This window comes from Rhodococcus sp. JVH1 (assembly GCF_000280725.2).
Taxonomy (GTDB): domain Bacteria; phylum Actinomycetota; class Actinomycetes; order Mycobacteriales; family Mycobacteriaceae; genus Rhodococcus_F; species Rhodococcus_F jostii_A.
This window is the reverse complement of record NZ_CP166289.1, coordinates 1,036,061-1,053,306: the sequence shown is the minus strand read 5'-3', so window position 1 is coordinate 1,053,306 and position 17,246 is coordinate 1,036,061. Positions and strand designations below refer to the sequence as shown.

General features: G+C 68.9%; 13 protein-coding genes. 7 read left to right on the top strand and 6 right to left on the bottom strand.

The window, feature by feature from the left end; all coding sequences use genetic code 11:
* Positions 1-11: 11 nt before the first annotated feature.
* Together JVH1_RS05020 and JVH1_RS05015 are read left to right on the top strand one after the other, a co-directional pair.
* The gene (locus JVH1_RS05020) at positions 12-1,172 is read left to right on the top strand and encodes a M20 family metallopeptidase (protein WP_011598215.1); all 1,161 of its coding nucleotides are present in this window, start codon (positions 12-14) and stop codon (positions 1,170-1,172) included.
* Complete coding sequence (locus JVH1_RS05015; RefSeq protein ID WP_011598216.1) at positions 1,169-2,320, top strand: M20 family metallopeptidase; 1,152 nt, start codon at positions 1,169-1,171, stop codon at positions 2,318-2,320. Before JVH1_RS05020 ends, JVH1_RS05015 begins: the two co-directional genes overlap by 4 nt.
* 19 nt (positions 2,321-2,339) lie before the next feature.
* Here JVH1_RS05015 and JVH1_RS05010 read toward each other — a convergent pair whose 3' ends face one another.
* Positions 2,340-2,801 (bottom strand): gamma-glutamylcyclotransferase, encoded by a 462-nt coding sequence (locus JVH1_RS05010; protein ID WP_011598217.1) that lies wholly within the window; start codon positions 2,799-2,801, stop codon positions 2,340-2,342.
* A 116-nt stretch (positions 2,802-2,917) separates the two neighbouring features.
* Here JVH1_RS05010 and JVH1_RS05005 point away from each other — a divergent pair, with 116 nt between their 5' ends.
* On the top strand, positions 2,918-4,321 hold the full coding sequence (locus JVH1_RS05005) for an NAD(P)H-quinone dehydrogenase (RefSeq protein WP_043782120.1): 1,404 nt from the start codon (positions 2,918-2,920) through the stop codon (positions 4,319-4,321).
* A gap of 169 nt (positions 4,322-4,490) precedes the next feature.
* Positions 4,491-5,675, top strand: coding sequence for a PLP-dependent aminotransferase family protein (locus tag JVH1_RS05000; protein ID WP_009479468.1), 1,185 nt, complete (start codon positions 4,491-4,493; stop codon positions 5,673-5,675).
* On the opposite strand, the gene glpK is transcribed toward JVH1_RS05000, so the two are convergent.
* On the bottom strand, positions 5,660-7,153 hold the full coding sequence (gene glpK / locus JVH1_RS04995; RefSeq protein ID WP_009479469.1) for a glycerol kinase GlpK: 1,494 nt from the start codon (positions 7,151-7,153) through the stop codon (positions 5,660-5,662). The two genes, JVH1_RS05000 and glpK, sit on opposite strands and share 16 nt — an antisense overlap.
* Before the next feature lie 50 nt (positions 7,154-7,203).
* Between glpK and glpD the strand changes: the two genes are divergently transcribed.
* Entirely contained in the window at positions 7,204-8,946 is a 1,743-nt protein-coding gene (glpD, locus tag JVH1_RS04990; RefSeq protein WP_011598221.1) for a glycerol-3-phosphate dehydrogenase, read from the top strand.
* On the opposite strand, the gene JVH1_RS04985 is transcribed toward glpD, so the two are convergent.
* Positions 8,924-9,460 (bottom strand): hypothetical protein, encoded by a 537-nt coding sequence (locus JVH1_RS04985; protein ID WP_009479471.1) that lies wholly within the window; start codon positions 9,458-9,460, stop codon positions 8,924-8,926. The two genes, glpD and JVH1_RS04985, sit on opposite strands and share 23 nt — an antisense overlap.
* 184 nt (positions 9,461-9,644) lie before the next feature.
* Positions 9,645-10,604: an oxygenase MpaB family protein gene (locus JVH1_RS04980; protein WP_011598222.1), complete on the bottom strand. Its 960-nt coding sequence runs from the start codon at positions 10,602-10,604 to the stop codon at positions 9,645-9,647.
* A gap of 53 nt (positions 10,605-10,657) precedes the next feature.
* On the opposite strand from JVH1_RS04980, the gene JVH1_RS04975 reads away from it, so the two are divergent.
* Positions 10,658-11,236 carry a TetR/AcrR family transcriptional regulator gene (locus JVH1_RS04975; RefSeq protein ID WP_009479473.1) on the top strand — a complete coding sequence of 193 codons (579 nt, stop codon included), beginning with the start codon at positions 10,658-10,660 and terminating at the stop codon, positions 11,234-11,236.
* Positions 11,237-11,243: 7 nt separating this feature from the next.
* The gene (locus tag JVH1_RS04970) at positions 11,244-11,975 is read left to right on the top strand and encodes a DUF1353 domain-containing protein (RefSeq protein WP_043782146.1); all 732 of its coding nucleotides are present in this window, start codon (positions 11,244-11,246) and stop codon (positions 11,973-11,975) included.
* Here the strand turns inward: JVH1_RS04970 and JVH1_RS04965 are convergent.
* Both JVH1_RS04965 and JVH1_RS04960 read right to left on the bottom strand, forming a co-directional pair.
* Positions 11,972-12,721, bottom strand: coding sequence for a DNA-formamidopyrimidine glycosylase family protein (locus tag JVH1_RS04965; RefSeq protein ID WP_009479475.1), 750 nt, complete (start codon positions 12,719-12,721; stop codon positions 11,972-11,974). The genes JVH1_RS04970 and JVH1_RS04965 overlap by 4 nt on opposite strands.
* Position 12,722: 1 nt before the next feature.
* Positions 12,723-17,231, bottom strand: a complete 4,509-nt coding sequence (locus tag JVH1_RS04960; RefSeq protein WP_009479476.1) for an ATP-dependent helicase — start codon at positions 17,229-17,231, stop codon at positions 12,723-12,725.
* Between the last annotated feature and the right edge of the window lie 15 nt (positions 17,232-17,246).

The window sequence follows — 17,246 nt, the reverse complement described above, 5'->3', positions numbered from 1 at the left end:
AGAATGAGCACGTGAATGCGGATGTCGAGGCGGCGGTCAGGTCAATCGAGACCGATCTGATCGCGCTGTCCCATTCGATCCACAGCGAACCGGAACTGGCGTTCGAGGAGTTCCGGAGCGTCGCGAAGATCACCGAACTGCTCAAACGCAGCGGGTTCGACGTGCGGTCGGGCATCGCGGACCTGCCGACGGCGTTCGACGCCACGTTCGGCAGCGGCGACCTCGTCATCGGTATCTGCGCCGAGTACGACGCGCTCCCGGAGATCGGTCACGCGTGCGGGCACAACATCATCGCGGCGTCCGCGGTCGGTGCCGGCGTCGCGCTCGCCACGGTCGCCGACCGGCTGGGGATCACGGTGCGGGTCATCGGGACGCCCGCCGAGGAGAGCGGCGGGGGGAAGATCGCCATGCTCGAGAAGGGCGTCTTCGACGATGTCGCGGCCGCCCTGATGGTGCATCCGGGTCCGATCGACATCACGGGAGCGACGTCGCTCGCGCTGGCCGACATCGCGGTCACGTTCACCGGCCGCGAAGCGCACGCGTCGGCCGCACCGGAGTTCGGGCGCAACGCCGCCGACGCCGCGACCGTCGCCCAGGTCGGGATCGGCCTGCTGCGCCAACACCTCTCGCCGGGGCAGCAGATCCACGGGATCGTCTCCGACGGCGGCACCGCGCCCAATATCGTTCCCGCACGCTCCGAAATGCTGTACTACCTGCGCGCCGAGACGGCGTGGGCGCTGTCCGAGCTGACGACACGCGCGGAGGCGTGTTTCGCGGCAGGCGCACTCGCCACCGGGTGCACGCACGAGATCCGCACGGTTTCGCCGACGTACACGGAACTGACGCCGGACCCGTGGCTGGTCGCGACGTACCGGGAGCAGATCATCGACATGGGACGGACACCGTTGCCGCTCGAGTGGGAAGGCGTCCGTCCGCTGGGCAGCACCGACATGGGCAACGTCACCAACGTCCTGCCCGGAATTCATCCCGTCATCGGCCTCGATTCGGACGGCGCGGTGACGCATCAGCCTCGGTTCGCGGCGGCGTGCATCACCGAGTCCGCCGACCGCGCCGTGATCGACGGAGCGATTGCGCTGGCTCGCACGGCAGTTCGCGCGGCGACGGACGACACACAGCGGGTGCGGTTGTTGGAAGGAGTTGATCGCCGGTGAACGCGGCAGTCGACAAATGGATTCTCGCTCACACCGACGAACTCTCCCAGTGGCGTCGACACATCCACGCCAATCCCGAACTCGCGCGACACGAATACGCGACGACGGAATTCGTGGGGACCCGGCTGGCCGCGGCCGGTCTGTCGCCCGAACTGCTGCCCGGCGGAACGGGCCTCACGTGTGATCTCGGACCGTCGAACGGTCCCCGCATCGCGTTGCGCGCCGACATCGACGCCCTTCCGTTGCAGGAACTGACCGGCGCCACGTACTCGTCGACGGTGCCGGGCGTGTCGCACGCGTGCGGCCACGACGCCCACACCACCATCCTCCTGGGAACCGGTCTGGCGCTCAGCGAGATCCCCGACCTCCCGGTGGGTGTCCGGCTGATCTTCCAGCCCGCCGAGGAGGTCATGCCCGGCGGTGCCCTCGAGGTCGTTGCCGCCGGACGGCTCGAGGGGGTGTCGAGGATCTTCGCCCTCCACTGCGATCCGCGGCTCGCGGCCGGGCGGGTCGGGGTGCGGCTCGGTGCGATCACGTCCGCGGCCGACACGATCGAGGTCGTGCTCGACTCACCGGGCGGCCACACGTCGCGTCCCCACCTGACCACCGACCTCGTGTTCGCGCTGGGCACCGTCGTGACCGGGTTGCCGGGCATGCTCAGCAGACGGATCGACCCGCGCACCGGCACCGTGATGGTGTGGGGTGCTGTGAGCGCAGGCCGGGCGCCCAACGCCATTCCGCAGACCGGCATGATGACCGGCACCGTGCGGACCGGCGATCACGAGACGTGGGAGATGCTCGAGCCACTGGTCCGGGAGATCGTCCATGGTCTGCTCGCGCCCACCGGGGTGCGTTACCAGCTGAACTACCGCCGCGGCGTTCCGCCCGTCGTCAACGACGAGGTGTCGACGCGCATGTTCGAGGACGCCATCCGCACGGTCGGCCCGGACGCCCTCGCCGACACGCCGCAGTCCGGCGGCGGCGAGGACTTCTCCTGGTATCTCGAAGAGGTTCCCGGTGCGATGGCCCGGCTCGGCGTCTGGTCGGGCGTCGGCGATCAGCTCGACATTCACCAGCCCACGTTCGATCTGGACGAGCGGGCGCTGGGCATCGGGGTGCGGGTGCTGTCGAGCCTCGTGCTGGGCTGAGGCGCGGCGTCAGGCGGTTCTATTCGGTGCCTGGTCCGACGTTGCGGCTGTTGCGGGTGCGCAGGTCGCGCACGTAGTCGGCGGGCGCCCCGGCGATCTCTGCGGCGTCGGCCATCACCCCGAGGTAGCGGGCGGACGGCAGACCGCCCTCGTACGCGTCGAGCACGTACAACCAGGCGAGCGCGGGTTCGCCCTCGGTGTCCACGCGGACGCGGATTTTGCGGTGGATGCCGAGTTCGGAGCCCTCCCATCGGTCGAGGCTGACCTCGTCCTCTTCGGGAACGTCGTAGAGCACGACGAACACCTTGGAATCGGGGTCCTCGACCACGGTGGCGAGTGCGCCCTCCCAGCCGATGTCCCCGCCACTGAACGTCAGTCGCCAGCCGTGCAGCCAGCCCGTCCCCGCCATCGGCGAGTGTGGGCAGCGCTGCAACATCTGCTCGGGATGCATGTTGGACCCGTAGGCGGCATAGATCGACACGGCGGCAAGCCTAAACGGTGGCTAGTAATCTGTTGCATGCAGTGCACGACACGACGCGCTGCGATTGCAGAAAAAGCCGGCCGGAGACCCCGGTCGACAGTTGAATTGGAGGACAGATGACCCGAATCGTGATCATTGGTGGCGGGCCTGCCGGATACGAGGCAGCGTTGGTGGCCGCACAGCACGGCGCCTCCGTCTCCTTGATCGATTCGGACGGGGTGGGCGGCGCCTGTGTTCTGTTCGACTGCGTGCCGTCCAAGACGTTCATCGCCTCCACCGGCGTGCGCACCGACATGCGGCGCGCCTCCGACCTGGGCATTGCGCTCGATCCCGAGCAGGCCACGGTCGCCCTGCCGCAGATCCACGCCCGCGTGAAGAGCCTCGCGCAGGCGCAGTCCTCCGACATCCGCACCCGCCTGCAGACGGTGGGTGTCGAACTGCTGTCGGGCACCGCCGAGATCGCCGACCCACGACTGGGCATGGCGTCCCACCAGGTGTGTGCGACTCTTGAGAACGGCGAGAAGAAGACGCTCGACGCGGACGTCGTCCTCATCGCCACGGGTGCGAGCCCCCGGGTGATCCCCGGCGCGGAGCCGGACGGCGAGCGCATCCTGACGTGGCGTGACCTCTACGACCTCGACGCGCTGCCCACGCACCTCGTCGTCGTCGGTTCCGGTGTGACCGGTGCCGAGTTCGTGTCCGCCTACACCGAGATGGGCGTCAAGGTCACACTGGTGTCCAGCCGCGACCGCGTCCTCCCCGGTGAGGACGCCGACGCCGCCCTCGTGCTCGAGGACGTCCTCGCGGAACGCGGCGTCACCCTGGTCAAGCACGCCAGGGCCGATGCCGTGAAGCGCACCGAGGACGGCATCGTCGTCGTGCTCGCCGACGGCCGGACGGTCGAGGGCAGCCACGCCCTGATGACCGTCGGTTCGGTTCCCAACACCCAGGGTCTCGGACTGGAGAAGGTCGGCATCGAGCTCGACAAGGGCGGATACCTGCGCGTGGACCGTGTGTCGCGGACGCCGGTGTCCGGGATCTACGCGGCGGGCGACTGCACCGGACTGCTGCCGCTGGCGTCCGTCGCCGCCATGCAGGGCCGCATCGCGATGTACCACGCGCTCGGTGAGGGCGTGAGCCCCATCAAGCTGAAAACCGTGGCCTCGGCTGTGTTCACCCGCCCCGAGATCGCCACCGTGGGCGTCAGCCAGGCCGCGATCGACGACGGCGAGGTGCCTGCCCGTACCGTCATGCTCCCGCTCAACACCAACCCGCGCGCCAAGATGTCCGGCCTGCGCCGCGGCTTCGTGAAGATCTTCTGCCGTCCGGCCACCGGTGTGGTCATCGGCGGCGTGGTGGTCGCCCCCAACGGGTCGGAGCTGATCCTGCCCATCGCCATCGCCGTGCAGAACAATCTCACCGTCAACGATCTCGCCGCGACGTTCTCGGTGTACCCGTCGCTGACGGGTTCGATCACCGAGGCGGCACGCCAGCTGATGCGGCACGACGACCTGGACTGATCCCGAAGTGTGGGATTCGTATTTCACATAGTGGCTCCTCCGGTGAGATAGTCGAGGCACGGTTCGAAATCATCGACCCGTGCCTCGGCGCTCTCCCGCCCCGCAGACCCAGGACGGACAGGGTGTTCCTCACCTGATCCCTGCTTTGACGTGCCTCCTGGGAGTCGACATGCCGCAATCACTTGCCCGCCGCATGGATGGTCTGCACAGCTCCGCCATCCGTGACCTTCTCACCCTCACCGCCCGGCCCGACGTGGTCAGCCTCGCAGGCGGGCTTCCCGACCCCGAATTCATTCCACGGGAACGGATCCGGAAGGAAGCCGAACTCGCGCTCACGGATCCGGCGTCCGTCCAGTACGGCGAGACCACCGGGCTGCGCCGGCTCCGCGACGTGCTCGCCGCACGGGAGGGCGCCAGGATCGGCCGGCCGCTGGGCGCCGCCGACGTCGTCGTCACCCACGGCTCGCAGCAGGCATTGAGCCTGCTCGCGCAGGTGCTGCTCGATCCCGGCGACGTCGTGATCGTCGAGGAACCCGCCTACACCGGAGCGCTGCAGGTGTTCCGGGCCGCCGAGGCCGACGTCCGGTCCGTCGCACTCGACGCCGACGGGATGGACACCGCCGCCCTGCAGGGCATGCTCGAGGACGGGCTGCGGCCCACCGTGGTCCACACGGTGAGCAACTTCCACAACCCTCGCGGCGTCGTCCTGACGCCCGGCCGCCGGGAACATCTCGCCGCACTGGCCGACCGCTACGGATTCTGGGTGATCGAGGACGACCCGTACGGCGAACTCTTCTTCGACGGACCACCGCCCGCGCCCGTCGCGGCGCTCTCGGACCGGGTGATCCGGCTGTCCAGCGCGTCGAAGATCCTGGCACCGGCGCTGCGGGTCGGGTGGCTGCACGGCGACCGGCGGGTGTGCGAGGCCGTCGAGCTGCTCAAGCAGGGCGCGGATCTCTGCGGGTCGTCGCTGACGCACCAGATCACCGCCGGACTGCTGTCGGACGAGCCGTGGCTGGATCTGCACCTGGAGACGCTGCGGGCCCGCTACGGGTCCCGGGCCCGGGCGCTCGCGGACGGCGTCACCTCGACGTTCGGCGACCGCGTCCGCGTGTCTTCGGCGGCGGGCGGGATGTTCTGCTGGACCGAGTTCACGGACGCGGACCTCGACACGGCGGCACTGCTGCAGACCGCCGTAGACCACGGTGTCGCCTTCGTCCCCGGATCGGCTTTCGGTGTCGCTGCGGAGCACCGGAGCGCTGTGCGGCTGTGCTTCGCGACCTGCTCGGAGGACGTGCTGACGGGTGCGGTGGCGAGACTCGGTGACGCGTACACCGCTCACGCCCAGTCGTAGGTCCGTTCGACCGCCTTGTTCCACTCGGCGTAGAGCCGGGTGGACTCGGCCTCGTCCATCGCGGGTTCCCACGTCTTGTCCACGGCCCAGTTCGCGCGGATGTCGTCCTCGCTCTCCCAGAAACCGACGGCCAGCCCCGCGGCGTATGCGGCGCCCAGCGCCGTCGTCTCGTTGACGACGGGACGGATGACGGGCACGGCGAGAATGTCGGACTGGAACTGCATGAGGGTCTCGTTGACGACCATGCCGCCGTCCACTTTGAGGGAGGCGAGTTCGACGCCCGAATCGGCGCGCATCGCCTCGATCACCTCGCGGGTCTGATACGCGGTGGCCTCCAGGGCGGCCCTGGCGAGGTGGCCCTTGTTCACGAACCGGGTGAGCCCGACGATGGCCCCGCGGGCGTCGGGCCGCCAGCGTGGGGCGAACAGTCCGGAGAACGCGGGCACGAAGTAGGCGCCGCCGTTGTCCTCGACCGACTTGGCCAGATCCTCGATGTCCTTGGCGGACTCGATGATTCCCAGGTTGTCGCGCAACCACTGCACCAGTGAGCCGGTGACGGCCACGGATCCCTCGAGCGCGTAGACGGCCGGCGCGTCACCGATCTTGTAGCAGACGGTGGTCAGGAGGCCGTGCTTGCTGTGCACGGGAGTGGTCCCCGTGTTGAGCAGCAGGAAGTTCCCCGTTCCGTACGTGTTCTTCGCTTCGCCCTCCGACAGGCAGGCCTGACCGAACGTGGCGGCCTGCTGGTCGCCGAGGATTCCGGCCACCGGCACACCGGGCAGCGTCCCGTGGGGGCGTCCGACGCCGTAGATCTCGGAAGAGCTGCGGATCTCGGGCAGCATCGACATCGGGATGCCGAAATCGGCGCAGATCTCCGGATCCCAGTCGAGGGTCTCGAGATTCATCAGCAGGGTGCGGGAGGCGTTGGTGACATCCGTCACGTGGGTGCCCTCCGTGATGTGCCACAGAATCCAGCTGTCGATCGTGCCGAAGCAGAGCTCACCCGCGTCCGCCTTCTCACGGGCGCCGTCGACGTTGTCCAGAATCCACCGGACCTTCGGCCCCGAGAAATACGTGGACAGCGGCAGCCCGGTGCGCTTCTGGTACCGGCCGGAACCCTCGTCGCCGCCGAGTTCAGTGCACAGTTCGTCGGTGCGCGTGTCCTGCCAGACGATGGCGTTGTACACGGGTTCTCCGGTGTTGCGGTCCCACACCACCGCCGTCTCCCGCTGATTGGTGATGCCGATCGCGGCGATGTCGCGTTTGGTGAGATCGGCCTTCGCGAGCGCGGACGCCACCACTTCGCGGGTGTTGATCCACAGCTGTTTCGGGTCGTGCTCCACCCAGCCTGCGCGCGGAAAGAACTGCTCGTGTTCCTTCTGGGCGACGCTGACCACGGCGCCGTCGTGATCGAAGATCATGCAGCGGCTGGAGGTGGTGCCCTGGTCTATCGCGGCGATGTACTGAATCACACGCATGAAGCTACTAGCCTGGCAGAGAATCCGTCGTCATCTCACAGGAGCCCGAGTTGAGTAGTCAGCCAGGTGTGCAGTTCCTCGGTCCCCGGCAGCGTGATGCCGCATGGGACAAGCTGCAGACCGAACAGTTCGACGTCGTCGTGATCGGCGGTGGTGTGGTCGGAGCCGGTGCGGCCCTCGACGCGGCCACCCGTGGGCTGAAGGTGGCGTTGGTGGAGGCACGCGACTACGCGTCCGGGACGTCGAGTCGCTCGTCGAAGATGTTCCACGGCGGTCTGCGCTATCTCGAGCAGCTCGAGTTCGGGCTGGTCCGGGAGGCGCTCCGGGAGCGTGAGCTCTCGCTGACGACCCTCGCACCGCACCTGGTGAAGCCGCTCAAGTTCCTGTTCCCGATCACCCACCGCGTGTGGGAGCGCCCCTACATGGCGGCGGGCATCTTCCTCTACGACCGGATGGGCGGGGCCAAATCGGTTCCGGCGCAGAAGCATCTGACGCGGGCGGGTGCGCTGCGGATGGCGCCGGGGCTCAAGCGCAACTCGCTGACCGGCGGCATCCAGTACTACGACACCGTGGTCGACGACGCCCGCCACACCATGACCGTCGCCCGCACCGCCGCTCACTACGGGGCGGTCGTGCGCACGTCCACGCAGGTGGTCGGATTCCTCCGGGAGGCGGACCGGGTCTCCGGAGTGCGCGTCCGGGACTGCGAGGACGGCCGCACGGCGGACGTGAAGGCGCACGTCGTCATCAACGCCACCGGGGTGTGGACCGACGAGATCCAGGCGTTGTCGCGGCAACGCGGCCGGTTCCGCGTCCGCGCGTCGAAGGGCGTCCACATCGTGGTGCCGCGCGATCGGATCGTGAGCGACGCCGCGATCATCCTCCGCACCGAGAAGTCGGTGCTGTTCGTGATCCCGTGGGGCAGCCACTGGATCATCGGCACCACCGACACGGACTGGAATCTCGACCTCGCGCACCCGGCGGCCACCAAGGCCGACATCGACTACATCCTCGGTCACGTCAACAAGGTGCTGGTGACGTCGCTGACTCACGACGACATCGACGGCGTCTACGCGGGTCTGCGCCCACTGCTCGCGGGGGAGAGCGACGAAACGTCGAAACTCTCGCGGGAACACGCCGTCGCGCGCGTGGCGCCGGGTCTGGTCGCCATCGCGGGCGGCAAGTACACCACCTACCGGGTGATGGCCGAGGACGCCGTGGACCTCGCCGCCGACGACATTCCCGCGCGGATGGCACCGTCCATCACGGAGAAGGTGCCGCTCGTCGGTGCGGACGGCTATTTCGCGCTCGTCAATCAGACCGTCCATCTCGGAGAGATGTACGGCCTGCACCCGTACCGCGTGAAGCATCTGCTGGACCGATACGGTTCGCTGATCGACGAAGTCCTCGACCAGGCGCGCGGGAAACCGGAACTTCTCCAGCCCCTCACGGACGCGCCCGCCTACCTGCAGGTCGAGGTCGTGTACGCGGCGGCGGCCGAGGGTGCCCTGCATCTCGACGACATCCTCGCCCGGCGCACGCGCATCGCCATCGAGTACTCGCATCGGGGTGTGAACTGCGCCGAGCAGGTGGCGCAACTGGTGGCCCCGGTCCTCGGCTGGGATGCCGACGCCGTCGACCGCGAGGTGAAGACGTATCAGGCGCGGGTGGAGGCGGAGGTGCAGTCGCAGGCACAGCCGGACGACCTGTCGGCCGACGCGTTGCGGGCTGCGGCGCCCGAGTCGCGGGTCGAACTGCTCGAACCACCGGTCAGTGTGTCAGAAATACCTTGATGACCACGATGATCGTCGCAATTACGGCGAGGCCGAACGCGGCGAGGTGCGTGCCGTTCGTGACCCTTTCGCGGCGGAGACGGCTGATCACGTAGCTGATCGACCCGATACGGGCGATCATCACGATCTCGGCGATCAATTGCGCGGTTCTCGGTTCAAGCCAGCCCAGCAGGGCTGTGCAGAGGATCACGGCAGGCACCACCGCGGACGTCAGGACGGGGACGCTGTCCCGCAGTTCCCGTACGCGTTCGGTGCCGGACAGTGATCTGCCCAGCCGGAGCGTCTGGCCGACGGACTCGGCGAACACGTGGGCGAGAAACGTGGACAGGGCGGCACCGAGGACGATGGCGATGCCCAGGGTCTCCTGGGATTTGGTCACCGGAATGAGCGCGGCGAGCACCAGAATGTTGCCGTAGATGTAGGCGCTGATCCGGCTCGCCGCATGGTCGGGCGACAGCGGCTCGTCGCTGGTCAGCGGCGGGCGGTTCAAGAGCCTCGGAAGGTCCCACTCCATCCTCCGAGCATTCCACGATTCCGTCGGTCAGCGGGTGTGGACGAGCGATTTCGGGGCGTGGGTGGCGACGACTCCCGACAGGGCCATGACGACGAGGGCTGCGACAGCGATGAATTCCATGTGATCGAGCATCGTCCCGGAACCCGTGAGCGATGTGGGCGTTGTCTGTGAGCTCCCTGGGAACTCAGGCCTTCGGGCTGTAGTGCTGGGGGTCGTCGCGCCTGCCGAGCGGGGGAAGATTGCGCCGGGGCGTGTGGACGAGCGGAGCGTGCGCGGGGGCGCGTCCGGTCTCGCGATCCCAGCCTGCGCGGGCGCGCGGGTGGTAGCGGTATCGCCAGGGGACGAGACGGAAGACCGCGTCGACGGCGCGACCGACGACGGTGTGCAGGCGCTCGTCGCGCGCGGTCCAGCGATAGTCGAGGAGGTCGCGGACCGGTTGGTCGTACATGCCGACCGTCAGCCACACGAAGCCCTTCGCCACCGGGATGCGGAGGACCGCCCAGATCGGGGCGGGTAGCCACGACAGGAACGGGGGAACGCCGAGACCGGACAGGTCGAGGACGTCCCGGGTGGCCTTGTTGTCTTCGAGGACGTTGCGGCACATGTGATCCCAGTACTCCTGGAACGCCTCCCAGGTTTCCGGGACGGGGCGCATGCTCATTCCGTACAGGCGGTACCACTGGATGTGCTCGGTGAACAGGCGGCGCTTCTGGTCTTCGGTGAGGCCACCCATGAAATGGTCGCCCGTGAGGATGGTGCCCATGAAGAACGTGGCATGCGCCCAGTAGAACGTGTCGGGGTCGAGGGCGTGATACCGGCGGCCGTGTTTGTCGATTCCCTTGATGTTGTCGTGATACCCCCGCACCTGCTCCGCGGTCTGCTGGGCGCGTTCGCCGTCGAAGACGACGCCGCCGATCGGGTACAGCGACCGGTAGAGCCGCTCCCAGCGCTCGTCGAAGAAGCGGGAGTGTTCCTCGACGCCGGCGCCGAGTCCGGGATGCATGTTCTGCATCGAACCGGCCCAGACGCCCTGCAGCATTCCGCGCCAGTCGCCGAAATACTTCCAAGTCAGGGAGTCGGGGCCGAGGGGGACGGGAGCGGAGGTCGGGACGGGCGTACCGTCCGCGTTCAAGTGACTACGCACGTTGTCAGACTAGGATCTGACAACACACGTAGTCAAGGATCGGAGCGAGAAGAGTGACGCTGGAGGACCGGCGGGAAGCACGGCGGAATTCGCTGCTCCGTGCGGGCGTCGCGCTGCTCGGAGCCCCGGACGGTCCCGCGGTGAACGTGCGCGCGGTCTGCCGTGCCGCTGCGCTGACCGAACGGTACTTCTACGAGTCGTTCCGGGACCGGGACGAGTTCGTGCGCTCGGTCTACACCGCCGTGGGCGACGAGGCGCAGGCCGCCCTCGTGGAGGCGGTGGCGTCCACCGAGACCGCGCGCGAACGGGCCGAAGCCGCCGTGGATGCATTCGTGAAACTAATGGTCGACGATCCCGCCATGGGACGGGTGCTGCTGCTCGCACCGTTGTCCGAACCCGCGCTGAGCAGGCGCGGCATCGACCTGATGCCCGGCTTCGTCGCACTCGTGCACGACCAGCTGTCCGCCGTCGACGACGAGGTGGAGAAACAGCTCGTCGCGGTTGGTGTGGTGGGAGCCCTCACGACGCTGTTCATCGGATATCTCGACGGAACTGTTGCCGCGTCGCGCGAGCAATTCGTCGCTCATTGCGTCACTCTGGTGGTGGAGGCAAACAAGGCCGGCCACGAGTGAGGTGCGCATGCCGTTCCAGGTATCCGTGGACGATCCGACTCGCCCGCAACCCGAGCTCCGGGTACTCGACCGCAAGTTCTTCCAACTCGTCGGGGAGTTCGTCTACGTCCACGGCGACACGGTGGTGACGGTGCCGGGATGCGCCCCCATGCCGTGCCTTCTGCGCACGGATCTGGCATCGATCCCCGCGCCGCTGCAAGGCCTGCTCACCCCGTACGGCCGGCAGCTGCTCCCCGCGATCATGCACGACGACCTCTGCAAACGTGCGAGTGCGCAGGGACCGGACGGAAACACGCTGCGCCGGCACGCGGACGAACTGTTCCGGCTCGCCCTGCTCGACGAGGGCGTCGGACCGTTCCGCAGCCGCATCTTCTGGGTCGGCGTCGAGGTCGGCCGGTTCTGGACGTTCACCGACGTCGCCCGGTTCCTGCTCATCGCGCACCAGGTGCTCGGAATGGTGTGCTGGGTGGTGGGCGTGCCCTGGGCGACGGCGACCTCGCACTTCGGCCTGGCCGCCCTCTTTCTCGTGCTTCCGGTCGTGCTGTCGCTGTTGTGGCGCAGAGACTTTCCCGTCGCGCTACTCGGGTGCATCTTCCTGCCCGTCATCGCGCCGACATATCTGCTGACGATCGCCACGGCCGCGGTGCTGTGGGTGCCGGACGGTGCCGCGTGGTTGCTCGGCCGCAGACGGACTCGCAGGCCGCCGCCGCTCGGGCCGCCGACCACCGTCCTCCGCTAGCCCACGATCGGTGGTTGGCAGTACGTGCAGAAGAAGATCTGCTGCTGGCCGAGGTCGTGGCCTTCGATCACCGTCCCGCACCGGCGGCAACGTTTCCCGGCACGCCCGTACACCCACGGCCGATGGCGGATCGAGTTGTTCTTGTCGATGTGAATCATGCGATGCGCGAGCGTGACCAGCGCGGGCAGGTCGGCCACCTCGCTCGACGGCGTGTAGGGGTGGACACCGCGGAGGAAGCACACTTCGTTGCGGTACACGTTGCCGAGACCGGCCAGGTTGCGCTGATCGACCAGGGCGAGACCGATGGGCTGGTCGCCGGCCGCCCGGAGATTGCGGATCGCTCTGTCGGCGTCCCAGTCCGGTCCCAGCAGGTCGGGGCCGAGGTGGCCGACCGCGGACTCTTCGTCGTCCCGCCCCAGGATCTCGGTGATGCCCAGCGAGAATCCGACCGCCACCCTGTCTTCGGTGGCGAGCACGATCCGGGCCTGGTGAGTGGGACGGCGCCACTTCGTGTCCGGCGCGTAGATGTGCCACGCGCCTTCCATCTTCAGGTGGGTGTGGATCGAGTAGTCGCCGACCCGGATGAGGAGGTGTTTCCCGCGGCTGACCACCTCGTCGACGAGCTGGCCGGACAGGTCGACGGTGGCGTACCGGGGGACGCGCACGTCGCAGCGGGTCAGCACCTTGCCCTCGAGGGCGTCGCGAAGCGAGTTGGCGGTGCGCCAGACGGTGTCGCCTTCGGGCATCTCAGGCTCGCAACCGGAATCCGCGAGGGGTGGGCGAGAAACCGGCCTCGGTCAGGATCGGCGCGAAGTCGCTGCCGTGGATGGTGTCGCCGTCGACCTTCTCGACCACGATCTTGTCGATCCCGCCACGCTTGACCACACCGGCGAGTGTGACCGCCGCGGTGCGGAGCACACCGGGGTCGTCGGTGAAGGTGAGGATCGTGCGGCCGCCGCGTTCGACGAACAGGATCAATTCACCCTCCACGAGCACCACCAGGCCGCCGGCCTTGCGTCCCGGCCGGTGCGCGGGCGCGTCGTTGCCGCGTTTCGGCCAGGGGAGAGCCGCCCCGTACGGGTTCGCGGGATCGCTGGCGGCGAGAGTCACCGCGGGCAGGGTCGTGTGCCTGCCCTCGAGCGAGTCGCCGTAGCTGCGGAGTCGGTCCACCACGGGCGGAGTGGAGAACTGTGCACCGCCGAGCGACTCGACGAAATGTCCGCGCCGGCAGCGGCCGTTGTCCTCGAACGTTCCCAGGACCTTGTACATCAGCGCGAATCCGCCGGGCACGTTCTCGGTCATCACGGACCCACGCGTCACCACCCCGTACCGCTCCAGCAGGAGTTCGGCGGTGGCGCTGGCACGCAGCGTGGCATCGGATTCGGCGGCGGGGAGTACCGACCACCGTCCCCCGACCGTGGGCGGTGCGGTCCGCACCGGAACGGTCAGGCTGCGGTACGCGCGGGCGCGCGGCGGTCGTCGCGGCGACCGGTGGCTCGTGGTGGTCCTGGACGTGTCCGACAGCAGGGCACGGACCGGGGCAAGCGTGTCGTTACCGATGTGGCCCAGCCACACCAGATCCCACAATGCCGTGGCCAGCGCGGTGTCGTCGGACATCTCGAGGGTGTCCGCGAGTTGCCGGAAGAAGTACGCGCCGCCACCGGACAGCGTGTCGAGCACCCGGCGCTGGACATCGGACAGGTCCGACTCCGCGGGCGTGGTCAGCGTGAGCGGTGCGGTGTCGGCGGGGTGGAGGCACACCCACCCGTCCTTCCCGGAGATGCTGCCCGCGCCCGACCACAGCACCTCGCCGGTGGAGGTGAGTTCGTCCAGCATGGCGGGGGAGTAGTCGGCCACCCGGGACGGCAGGATCAGCGACTCGAGTGCCGAGGCGGGCACCGGGACACCGGCGAGCTGTTCCGCCACGGTCGCGACGCCGTCGATGCCGCGCAACGTGCCCCCGACGTGCTGCCAACCCGGGAGGAAGCGGCCGAGCGTCGCGGTGCTGACCGGTTCGACCTCCTGACGCGCCGCGGCCAGCGAGCGCCTGCGGAGACGCCGCAGAACCTCGGCGTCGCACCATTCGCTTCCCGTCGCGCCGGGACGGAACTCGCCCTCGACCACCCGCTTGCCCTGCGCGAGCCGCTGCAGCACGTCGCGGGCCACGGCGGAACCGAGCCCGAAACGGGCGGCGGCGTCGGTGATGGTGAACGGACCGTGGGTGCGGGCGTACCGGCTGATCAGGTCGGCCAGCGGATCGTCGACGGGTTCGATGAACGCGGCGGGAACACCGATGGGCAGCGGCACCCCGAGCCCGTCGCGCAGGCGCGCCGCATCTTCGATGGCCGTCCACCATTCGCGACCCGCGAAGGAGACGGCGAGCGCCCGCTTCGCGCGGACGAGTTCGTCGAGCCAGGGGATGGGATCGCTGGCCGACCGTGCGGCGACCTCGTCGGAGGTGAGCGGACCCAGGAGGCGCAGCAGGTCGGCGACGCCCTCGAGATCCTTCGCCTTGCGGTCGGGAAGCAGGCGCTGCAGTTCGAGTTCGGCGTGTGCGATGACGTCGGCGTCGAGCAGTTCACGCAGCTCCACCCGGCCGAGCAATTCCGCCAGCAGCGTCGAATCCAGGGACAGGGCCGCCGCCCGGCGTTCGGCGAGCGGGCTGTCGCCCTCGTACATGAACTCGCCGACGTAGTTGAACAGCAGGGCGCCGGCGAACGGTGACGGCGACTGCGTCTCTACCTCGACGATGCGGATCTGGCGACGCGCCAGCCGGCGGAGCAGGTCCTTCAGGGCCGGTAGGTCGTACACGTCCTGCAGGCACTCACGGACGGTCTCGAGCAGGATCGGGAACGTCGGATACTTGCGGGCCACGTCGAGCAGCTGGGCGGACCGCTGCCGCTGCTGCCAGAGCGGTGCACGCTTTCCCGGTGTGCGGCGCGGCAGCAGCAGCGCCCGGGCCGCGCACTCACGGAACCGGGAGGCGAACAGCGCCGACCCGCCGACCTGTTCGGTGACGATGTCCTCGATCTCGTCGGTGTCGAAGGCGAAGAGGTCGGCGCCGGGCGGGGTGTCCTCCGTGTCGGGAAGGCGCACGATGATGCCGTCGTCGGACGCCGTCGCGTTCGAGTCGAGGCCGTAGCGCTCGCTCAGCCGCGCACTCACGGCCAGCGCCCACGGAGCGTGAACCCGCTGGCCGTACGGCGAGTGCAGGATCAGACGCCAGTCGCCGAGCTCGTCACGGAATCGTTCGACCACCAGGGTGCGATCGGTCGGGACCTGCCCGGTGGCGGTCTTCTGCTCGGCGACGAGCTGAACGAGATTGTTCGTGGCGTTCTCGTCGAGCCCGCCGGTGCGGCAGCGTTCCTGCACCTCGGTCTCGTGCCCGAGTGAGATCTCCCGCAGGAACTGCCCCAGCGCCTCGCCCAGTTCCGCCGGCCTGCCGAGACCGTCACCGTGCCAGAACGGCAGCCGCCCCGGCTGCCCGTACGCGGGGCTGACCAGCACCCGGTCGAACGTGATCTCCTCGATCCGCCAGCTGGTGGCCCCGAGCGCGAAGACGTCGCCGACCCGCGATTCGTACACCATCTCCTCGTCGAGTTCGCCGACGCGGGACGCCTTCTCACCGACCATGTAGACCGTGAACAGACCGCGGTCGGGGATGGCGCCGCCCGACGTGACCGCCAGCCGCTGCGCGCCGGGGCGTCCGGTGAGCGTGTTGGCCTCGCGGTCCCAGACGAGGCGGGGCCTGAGCTCGGCGAACTCGTCGGACGGATAGAGGCCCGCGAGAAGGTCGAGGGTGGACTCGTACGCCGAGCGCGGCAGCGTCGCGAAGGAACCGCTGCGCCGGACCGTCTCGAACCAGTCGTCCACGTCGAGCGGCTCGAGTGCGGTGGCCGCCACCGTGTGCTGGGCGAGGATGTCGAGCGGGTTGGCGGGGACGGCGAGCGCCTCGATCTTGCCGGTGACCATGCGCTCGACGGTGACGGCACAGTGCACGAGGTCGGTGCGGTGCTTCGGGAACACGACACCCCGGGAGATCTCCCCGACCTGGTGTCCTGCGCGGCCGACCCGTTGCAAGCCGTTCGCCACCGACGGTGGTGCCTCGACCTGGATCACCAGATCGACCGCGCCCATGTCGATTCCGAGTTCGAGGCTGCTCGTCGCGACCACGCACCGCAGCCGCCCCGACTTCAGGTCGTCCTCGATCAGGGCCCGCTGGTCCTTGCTGACCGACCCGTGGTGGGCGCGGGCGAGCAGAGGGTCCGCGCCGAAATTGACCTCGGACGGCGTGCCGATCTGTGAGGCCGGTTTCGGGTTCTTGTCGACGGCGGTCCCGGCGCGTTCGGCGTAGATCTCGTTGAGCCGCGCGGTCAGGCGCTCCGCGAGCCGCCGGGAGTTGGCGAACACGATGGACGACCGGTGCGCGAGAACGAGGTCGACGATCTGTTCCTCGACGTGCGGCCAGATCGACCCCGCCTGCGGGGTCGCCGACGCGGAACCCTCGGCGGGTTCGGCGAGTCCGAGTTCGGTCATGTCCTCGACCGGCACCTGCACGGTGAGGTCGAACGTCTTCGGCGACGGCGGTGCGACGATCCGGATGGGCGCCGAACCGGACAGGAACCGGCCCACCTCCTCGTGTGGCCGCACCGTCGCAGACAGCCCGATGCGCTGCGCCGGGGTGGCGAGCAGCTGGTCGAGGCGTTCGAGCGACAGGGCCAGGTGGGCGCCGCGCTTGGTGCCTGCCACCGCGTGCACCTCGTCGACGATGACGGTGTCGACCTGGGTCAGCGTCTCGCGCGCGGCGGACGTGAGCATGAGGAACAGCGACTCGGGGGTGGTGATGAGGATGTCGGGCGGATTCTTGATCAGGGCGCGCCGATCGCCCGCCGGTGTGTCGCCGGAGCGGACGCCCACCGAAATCTCCGGCGGCGTGAGCCCGAGCCGCTTGGCCGTCTGCGTGATCCCGACCAGTGGGGCGCGCAGGTTGCGTTCGACGTCGACACCCAGGGCCTTGAGCGGAGAAATGTAGAGGACCTTGGTCTTGCGGTCCTTCCCGTCGGTGGCGGCGAGTTGGTCGAGGGACCACAGGAACGCGGACAGCGTCTTGCCCGAACCGGTCGGTGCCACGACGAGCGTGTGCGCCCGGCTGGCGATCGACTCCCACGCACCGAGCTGCGCGGCCGTCGGCGCCGGGAAGGCGCCGTCGAACCACTCGCGGGTGGCAGCGGAGAACCTGCCCAGGACGTCGGTCACCGTTCCATAGTGCAC